This is a genomic window from Wandonia sp. (genome assembly GCF_984588085.1).
Map to the genome: position 1 here is coordinate 235,749 of NZ_CFIGVI010000001.1, position 8,345 is coordinate 244,093.

The window sequence follows — 8,345 nt, forward strand, 5'->3', positions numbered from 1 at the left end:
TATCTTGTTTTCGTTTTTATTTCGCTTTTTCTTTAACTTTTGCGTATTTGAATAACTCGTCAAAAAGAGTTTTCAGGCGTTTAACGTGAAGATCTTTACTTCCTTCGGCGGTAGCTGCTGAGGATTTACGCATTATTCCTTCCAGGTGAACAGAGCGCAGATTCATAGCCATATACTGCCATGCTCCCATGTTGGAAGGTTCTTCCTGTGCCCAAACGTAATGTTTAACGTTTGTATATTTATCAAATATCGCTTTCAATTGACTTTCAGGAAGTGGATATAATTGTTCGATACGAATGAATGCCATATTCTCAACTCCCATTTCCTGAGCCTTTTCAGTCATTTCGTAGTAGAATTTACCTGTACACAATACAAGTGTATCTACCTTTTTTGTGTCTGCAATCGGATCGTCAAGTACCTCTTTGAAAGCTCCTTTCGACATATCTTCCAATGTAGAAACAGCAGAAGGGTAACGCAATAACATTTTAGGAGAGAAGACAACCAGTGGTTTTCTGAATTCCCGCTTCAATTGACGACGTAGCAAGTGGAAATGATTCGCCGGAGTCGAAGTATTGACAATCTGCATATTCAAATCCGCACACGATTGAAGGAATCGTTCCATACGTCCACTTGAGTGTTCCGCTCCCTGACCTTCATATCCGTGTGGAAGTAGCATTACCAATCCACTTTGTACAGACCATTTATCCTCACCGGAAGAGATGAACTGATCAATCATAATCTGTGCTCCGTTGAAGAAGTCTCCGAACTGAGCTTCCCAGATCGGAAGACCATTTGGGGTAGCTAATGAATAACCGTATTCAAATCCAAGAACAGCATACTCGGAAAGCAGTGAATTGTAGGCGTAAAACTTAGCCTGATCTGAATTAAGAAGATTCAGCGTTTCAATTTCTTCTTCCGTATCTTCGGTTTTAACCACCGCATGACGATGAGAGAATGTTCCGCGTTCTACATCCTGACCGGATATACGAACCAGATGTCCTTCATCAAGTAAAGAAGCATACGCTAACATTTCAGCAGCTCCCCAATCCAATCTGTCCTCTCGGATAGATTTCAAACGATCATCATAGATCTTTTGGATTTTGCGGAAGTAATTTTTTCCTTCCGGAAGTGAAGACAGCTTTTCCCCAAGTTCTCTCAGTTTCTTTATCTCAACACCTGTTTCAGGAGAATAGATAAAATCTTCTATCCGACCATGACGGTATCCCTCCCAGGTATTAGCAAGGAAATTCCAGGTGATGGCTCTCTCATTTTTCCGCGCAACTTCAAATTCGTCGTCCAGGAATCTAAGATACGATTCCTCGATACTTTTCGATTCCTCTTCTGACATTGTTCCTTCAGCAAGTAATTGTTTCAGGTAAATATCTTTAGGGTTCGGATGTTTAGCGATCAGTTTGTACAAATTGGGTTGTGTGAACTTAGGTTCATCTCCCTCGTTGTGACCATATTTTCTGTAACAAAGAAGGTCAATGAAAACATCTCTGTTGAATGTCTGACGATACATTAAAGCGATTTCCATTGTTTGTACAACAGCTTCCACATCGTCTCCGTTTACATGGAATACAGGACATAAAGTGGTTTTAGCGACATCTGTACAATAAGTTGATGATCTGCCATCCAGATAATTCGTTGTAAAACCAACCTGATTATTCACAACAATATGTACTGTACCACCCGCCTTGTATCCGTCCAGCTGAGCCATTTGAATGACTTCATAAACAACTCCCTGACCTGCGATAGCTGCATCACCGTGAATCAGAACCGGACAGATTTTATTATAATCCTTCAGGTACTGATCTACTTTAGCGCGGGCAATTCCTTCTACTACAGGGTCTACCGCTTCAAGGTGAGATGGGTTGGGCGCAAGTGTCAAATGAACGTGTGCGCCGTTATCTGCCACAACAGGAGAAGAATAACCCTGATGGTATTTAACATCTCCGTCAAAGTCATCGTCCATGTCGAATTGCTTTCCGTCGAATTCGGAAAAGATATCGCGTGGACGTTTGTCAAAAATGTTTGCAAGTGTATTTAGACGACCACGGTGAGCCATTCCCATAACAAACTCTTCTATTCCTAACTCAGCCCCTTTGGAGATAAGTGTGTCAAGAGCCGGAATTAAAGCCTCCCCACCTTCAATGGAAAAACGTTTCTGACCGACATATTTCTTTTGAAGGAAATTCTCAAAGTTAGAAGCCTGATTCAGTTTTTTGAAAATACGTATTTTACGATTTTTATCAAACTGAGGGCGGTTTGTCACCTCAATATGGTGCTTCATCCAGTTTAGTCTTTCCGGTTCACGAATGTAATTGTATTCGATTCCGATAGACTGGCAATACGTCTCATCAAGATGTTTGATGATTTCACGAAGCGTTGCAGGGCCAATCCCTACTTCTTCGCCTGCCTGGAATACGGTATCCATATCGGACTCTGATAAACCAAAGTTTTCGATGGCAAGCGTAGGCTCATATTTACGACGTTCCCGAACCGGGTTGGTTTTGGTAAACAAGTGACCACGAGATCGGTAACCGTGAATAAGACTGATTACTTTAAATTCTTTCTGATAGTTTTCCGGAATTTCACCGTCCTCGAAATTGGTGCGGGCAAAATCAAATCCTTCGAAAAACTTCCTCCAACCCTCATCTACAGCGGAGGGGTCTTTTTGGTATTCTTTATAGAGATGGTCTATGGCATTCACATCTCCATTTCCCACGTATGAAAATTTATCCATGTCTTTTTGAACAATAATGGAACTACAAAACTAAGGAATTTAAACACTTCCTAAACATAAAAAAACAAAATAATCGCTGAAGGTTTGTTTTGGATAGTTCGGGAAACATTTTCTGTTGATTTTCAAACAAAAAAATCTATTCTACTCTGTTTTTTGTTTTATCCGGAGAGTAATAGTTTCGGATGAACACTTTTTGAGCTTCCCGGTAAAGGATCAGTTCATGAATTTGCCGGTTGGATTCGTTTGATTGTTCCTTTTGAAGTTCTTTCATAATGCTTTCAGGCAGGTCAACCAAGTAATAGAATTGATCAATACGATTTCCTTTTTTTACGATTGCTTCTTCTATGTGGGCAATCCATCCGGTAAATTGTTCAATAACAGAAGCTGAAAGGTCAGGATTGAACTCTGGTACTTCGCATAGGTTTTGTGCATCTTTCCGGATTTGATTTCTCGTTTGTTCAATAAAATCACGGTTAATACTTTTCTCGTGAAAAGCCACAGCGATATTCCGGATAGTTAACTCTTGCATTATAATGTAAAACTACAAAAAGAGTACTTTTGTTACAAATAAATATGGGGATGAAGGTATTTAAGTTTGGAGGGGCGTCAGTAAAAGATGCAGATGCAGTAAAAAATGTGGCACAGATACTTGCAATGCATGGAGATAATAACCTGATTGTCGTTGTTTCGGCGATGGGTAAAACAACCAATGCTTTGGAACGGATTGCTACGGCCTGCTGGAACGGAGATACACAGCTTTTTCGAAATGAAGTAAATGAATTAGAGCAATTTCACCTGATGATAATGAATGATCTGTTTGATGCATCAAATGAGGAGGTCTATAATCAGGTGAAAAATGAATTTCGTTTATTGTCGTTGAAAATAGAGCAACCCCGATCTGATAATTTTGACTTTGAATACGATCAGATTGTTTCGTTGGGTGAGATTATCTCAACCCGAATTATTGCTACATACCTTAATCAGCAACAACTGTCAGCGGTTTGGGAAGACGCGAGAAGGTTGATCAGAACAGATAATACGTATAGAGAAGGAAGTGTGGACTGGCAGAAAACAGGCGCGTTGATCAGAGAAAGAATGCTATCTCATTTTGAGAAGAACCGGATTGTTGTAACTCAGGGTTTTTTGGGGCATACGGCTGAAGGATTTACCACCACTCTAGGAAGAGAAGGTTCGGATTATACAGCCGGGATACTGGCTTTCGTATCGGATGCGGATGATGTCACTATCTGGAAAGATGTCCCGGGAATGTTGAATGCGGATCCGAAATGGTTTGATAATACGATTAAACTGGACAAGATTTCCTTCAAAGAAGCGATTGAATTGTCGTATTACGGAGCTTCAGTGATACACCCTAAAACGGTGAAACCTCTACAAAACAAGGGGATTCCTTTGTACGTGAAATCATTTTTGAATCCTTCCGAAGAAGGTACAGTTATACAAGAGTCCCCTGATTTCGACCACCTCGTTCCTTCTTTTATTTTCAAAATGGATCAGCTTCTTATCTCCGTAATGCCAAAAGATTTTTCGTTCATAGTTGAAAAGAGTATTTCTTCAATATTCAATACGTTGGATAAGTTGGGAGTGAAGATCAATGTTATGCAAAATTCGGCATTGAGTTTTTCTTTATTAGTAGACCGGAAAAAAGTAGATCTGGAAAAAGTGATAGCTGTTTTTTCTGATGATTTTAAAGTAAAGTACAACGAGGATCTCGAACTGGTTACGATTCGGCATTATGATCAGGCGACAATTGATCGGGTAACGGTAGGGAAAGAGATTATTCTGGAACAGAAAACAAGGGAAACGGTTCGCATAGTAATGAAAGACATGTCTTTACGATGATAAATAGACTAAGGACGGGCAGTGTCTTCGTCTATTTCATTGTCTCTGAATGCAGATGGAATTAATGTAGGAATTACTTTCAGAATTAAAGGAAGAAGAATAGCTCCTCCGGGAAGCATAAATATCGCGAGCGCCGGAACACTTTTGATGATGTCCATAAACTGGGATTTTACTTTCTCTTTTTCTTCTCCCGAAAGCTCCACGATAGCAGATTTTCGGACGAGCTCCACCAATTCTTTACTTTCTCTGATTTCTTTAGTGAGACGGTCTTTATTACGCAGAATAATTTTTGACCAGTGGTTTCCCAGGCGAGAGACAACTTTGTCATACGAGTTCCCTCCTTTGAGGTAGGGTATGATATCATGGTTTTTCAGGACAAAATTCTCAACTACAGAAAAAGATTCATTAAGATCGTCTTCCGAGAAATCCAGATAGGTACTGAGATCTTGTAGGAAAGTATATTCTTTTTCACTGAAATCCGTATCGGACCAAACGGTAAAAATAGCAAGGTCCAGCAGATATCTCTTGAACATTTGAGGCATTGCTGTAGCAGGTTCAATATCTTCAATAGAAGCACCGCTTTTAAAAAGCGTTATATAATGTAGCCGTTCTTCTTCCGAAAAGTCTGCTGATGCCAGAAACAGATCAAATAAGGATCGTTCTTTGGTTGCTACAAAACCGTCTGCGTGAGAAGCCAGAATAATTACCTGAAGAGCTGCTTCAGACATAATGGCTCTTTTTTTCTGAAGGCTACCCGGATCTGATTCGCCGGTCAGAAATATTCTGAAAAGAAGAACATCAATAAAACAAAGACTGTTTTGTAAGTAGCTTACCCAGATCTTATGGTCAAAAGAAAGAGGGATCTGGGTTCGTTTGTTGATCGCTTCTTCCAACGGGTTGAGTTTACTGAAACGGAGAAAATCAAGCCAACTGCTGCGAACTTCACGACTTCCTCCGGCTTCAAAAAAGTCAGTTAACGTGGAGGAAAACAGTTCAGTGTCTATTTCCGCTGTGTTTTTATATTCCGTGTAAACAAACAAAAGGGATTCGAGATAAAGTACTTTTAACTGTTCATGCTTGGTCCATTTATCTTCTTTTGTTGGTTGGATAAAAATAAAATGAGAATAAACGCCAAATATAATGCCGGTTCCTCCTAATAGCATATGAGTCTTGTTTTCGCCGGTTGTCCCGCACTCCAGATTATACTGAAGTCGAATATCCCCTTTGCGAACCATGCTGAGGTATTTGTTTACCCAACCTTTAGATCCCGGATTCAACATGCCTTGTTTTTTTGGTAAATTTACAACTTCATATTGAAATGTGTATGAAGTTTACTTTTTCCATCTGTTTGGTAATTGGGGTGTGCTTTTCGGGGTTGGCTCAACAATTAAAGAAGATTGCTGCATTGCCGGATATCATTCATGAGAGTTCAGGGTTGGTTGCCTGCTCGGATACATCTGTACTTACACTAAACGATAGTGGTGGGGAGCCTGTGGTGTATGAAGTATCCCTTTCTGGTAAGTTAGTATCAAAAACAACATTTGTTAATGTCAGAAACACGGACTGGGAAGAAATTACTATTGATAGTGGTAGGGTGTACATTGGTGATATAGGAAATAACCGAAACACCCGTAATAACCTGACTATTTATCGCTTTCCCCTGTCAAAAGTAGGACAAAGGGAAGTTAAGGCGGATGAGATACAGTTTTACTACCCCGAACAAATGAGCTATCCACCGACTGATGATGAGAAGGTGTATGATGCGGAGGCTTTTGTTATCTGGGAGAATGAAATCATCATTTTTACAAAATGCAGGACAGATCCTTTTACCGGGGAAGCCCGGATTTATAAGGTCCCAAATGAACCGGGGAGGCATGCCGCCAGGTGGGTGAATACGCTGACTTTGGGAAATGGTTCCTGGAGGAGTTATAGTATTACAGGGATGTGTAAGTTAGATAAGGGAATAGCGTTGCTTACCTATTCGGATTGGTATGAAATACATCTCTTTAATCCGGACGCGAATTTTTGGAAAAACGGAAATGTGATAAAGCATAATTTGCCTTTCTGGAGGCAGAGAGAAGCGATTACGCAGATGCCTGATGGAAGAATCATTATCTCGGATGAGAAAAAAACATTACTTGGAGGAGGAAATCTATACGAATGGTCTGGAAAGAAAGAAAAATAGAGGCAGTTATCTTTGATATGGATGGGGTTCTGATCGACTCGGAACCATTGTGGAAAATAGCGGAAGTTGAAGTGTTTAATTCGCTGGGGCTTAATCTTGATAAGCCTGATTTTGAAGAGACCGTGGGGTTGCGGATAGATGAGGTGGTTGCGTTTTGGAGGAGTCGTTTTCCCTGGGAAGGAAAAAGCAATGAAGAAGTAATTCACGAGATCATAGACCGGGTAGTATATTACATAGAACAGGAAGGAAAACCGATGAAAGGAGTTCATGAAATAGTGCCGTTTTTGTCGAGTCGGGGGTATAAACTCGGGATTGGAACATCTTCGTATTCAAGGATTTTAAAAACGGTGTTGAAGAAACTGGAATTAGAAACCTATTTTGATGTTGCTCATTCAGCAGAATTTGAGGAGTTTGGAAAGCCTCATCCAGGAGTATATCTGACTTGCGCACAACAATTGGGAGTGCAACCTTTGAATTGTCTGGTTATTGAAGATTCCTTCAATGGATTGCTTGCGGCAAAAGCAGCATCTATGGCAACCATTGTTGTTCCGGATGGTTCCAATACGCCTCATCCGCATCTGGTAATTGCTGACAAACAGTATGACTCTTTACTCGATGTGCTGGAATTGTTTAAGGAGAAGTAGAGGGAAAAGAATAAGTTAAATGTAAAAGGACGCTTAAAAAGCGTCCTTTTGGTTTTCTCAAAAAAATAATTGTGTTGTGATATATTTAGAGAAAATTGTTTGCTACTGCTTGATCAGCTTCTGCGTGAAAACAATGTCCGATTGATAGGTAAGCTGGACTATATATATACCTGTTTCAATTTTTCCAGTTTGGAAGGAAAGTGATCCTTCAGAGATGTCTGAAGCGAAAACTACCCGTCCTTCTGTAGAAATAAGTCGAATGTGATCTGCTTTTCCAGTTTCAATAGAAACGGTGATTTCATTTTTGAAAGGATTGGGGAATATGGACGCTTCTATACTTTTCTGTGTGGTAATTCCAAGAGGATTACCGTCTCCTAAATCAGGTCGGAAATTTTCTAAAACAGATCGCATAATTCCAATTTGTCCGAGAGTAAATGAATTTTGGCACGATTCTGCTGAATAATCCATGAAATTCTCGATCATGTCAGGAGCGTCTCCCCCGAGTTCAGGGATGTTATCAACACACGTGTTTTTACTTGTGTTACAGTCAAAATCTGATTGCGCAGCAGCATTTGGGGTATCATCTACTCCGTCTTGTTCAGCACAGCCTCCATCTCCCCAAATATGTCGTAGTCCCAGGTAATGTCCTACCTCGTGTGTAACTGTTCGACCTAATACCTCCATATTGCCTCCGTTTCCACTTGGGTCAGGAAGTGGATTTGGGTTATTGCTTCCGAATACCTGGTATTGAATAACGACACCATCTTTCATCCCTTCTGTTGATCCTGCAGGCCAGTGCGACAACCCGTCAGGAGGTGTGGCATATCCAAGCAATGCAGTAGTTTCCTGTCCTAAAAAAGAGATAGACATATTACATACCCAGATGTTTAGGTATTCATCCTGATTCCAG

At 40.5% G+C, this 8,345-nt stretch carries 7 protein-coding genes; 3 read left to right on the plus strand and 4 right to left on the minus strand.

Annotated features, from left to right (window positions below; all coding sequences use genetic code 11):
- Nucleotides 1-16 precede the first annotated feature (16 nt).
- Both AC4PL9_RS01080 and AC4PL9_RS01085 read right to left on the minus strand, forming a co-directional pair.
- Nucleotides 17-2,746, minus strand: a complete 2,730-nt coding sequence (locus tag AC4PL9_RS01080; RefSeq protein WP_491602947.1) for a 2-oxoglutarate dehydrogenase E1 component — start codon at nucleotides 2,744-2,746, stop codon at nucleotides 17-19.
- Nucleotides 2,747-2,882: 136 nt separating this feature from the next.
- Entirely contained in the window at nucleotides 2,883-3,275 is a 393-nt protein-coding gene (locus tag AC4PL9_RS01085) for a hypothetical protein (RefSeq protein WP_491602948.1), read from the minus strand.
- A gap of 50 nt (nucleotides 3,276-3,325) precedes the next feature.
- Here AC4PL9_RS01085 and AC4PL9_RS01090 point away from each other — a divergent pair, with 50 nt between their 5' ends.
- The gene (locus tag AC4PL9_RS01090; RefSeq protein WP_491602949.1) at nucleotides 3,326-4,606 is read left to right on the plus strand and encodes an aspartate kinase; all 1,281 of its coding nucleotides are present in this window, start codon (nucleotides 3,326-3,328) and stop codon (nucleotides 4,604-4,606) included.
- A gap of 8 nt (nucleotides 4,607-4,614) precedes the next feature.
- On the opposite strand, the gene AC4PL9_RS01095 is transcribed toward AC4PL9_RS01090, so the two are convergent.
- Nucleotides 4,615-5,886, minus strand: a complete 1,272-nt coding sequence (locus AC4PL9_RS01095; protein ID WP_491602950.1) for an LETM1-related biofilm-associated protein — start codon at nucleotides 5,884-5,886, stop codon at nucleotides 4,615-4,617.
- A 44-nt stretch (nucleotides 5,887-5,930) separates the two neighbouring features.
- Here AC4PL9_RS01095 and AC4PL9_RS01100 point away from each other — a divergent pair, with 44 nt between their 5' ends.
- Together AC4PL9_RS01100 and hxpB are read left to right on the plus strand one after the other, a co-directional pair.
- Nucleotides 5,931-6,791: a hypothetical protein gene (locus AC4PL9_RS01100; RefSeq protein ID WP_491602951.1), complete on the plus strand. Its 861-nt coding sequence runs from the start codon at nucleotides 5,931-5,933 to the stop codon at nucleotides 6,789-6,791.
- Nucleotides 6,767-7,435 (plus strand): hexitol phosphatase HxpB, encoded by a 669-nt coding sequence (hxpB, locus tag AC4PL9_RS01105; protein ID WP_491602952.1) that lies wholly within the window; start codon nucleotides 6,767-6,769, stop codon nucleotides 7,433-7,435. The genes AC4PL9_RS01100 and hxpB overlap by 25 nt, the downstream gene beginning before the upstream one ends.
- Nucleotides 7,436-7,537: 102 nt before the next feature.
- On the opposite strand, the gene AC4PL9_RS01110 is transcribed toward hxpB, so the two are convergent.
- A partial coding sequence (locus AC4PL9_RS01110; RefSeq protein ID WP_491602953.1) for a zinc-dependent metalloprotease occupies nucleotides 7,538-8,345 on the minus strand: 808 nt, incomplete at its 5' end.

Bases quoted from the DNA above. Each gene is read 5' to 3' on its own strand.
- AC4PL9_RS01080 (WP_491602947.1), bottom strand. From the start codon at position 2,746: ATGGATAAATTTTCATACGTGGGAAATGGAGATGTGAATGCCATAGAC.
- AC4PL9_RS01085 (WP_491602948.1), bottom strand. From the start codon at position 3,275: ATGCAAGAGTTAACTATCCGGAATATCGCTGTGGCTTTTCACGAGAAA.
- AC4PL9_RS01090 (WP_491602949.1), top strand. From the start codon at position 3,326: ATGAAGGTATTTAAGTTTGGAGGGGCGTCAGTAAAAGATGCAGATGCA.
- AC4PL9_RS01095 (WP_491602950.1), bottom strand. From the start codon at position 5,886: ATGTTGAATCCGGGATCTAAAGGTTGGGTAAACAAATACCTCAGCATG.
- AC4PL9_RS01100 (WP_491602951.1), top strand. From the start codon at position 5,931: ATGAAGTTTACTTTTTCCATCTGTTTGGTAATTGGGGTGTGCTTTTCG.
- hxpB (WP_491602952.1), top strand. From the start codon at position 6,767: ATGGTCTGGAAAGAAAGAAAAATAGAGGCAGTTATCTTTGATATGGAT.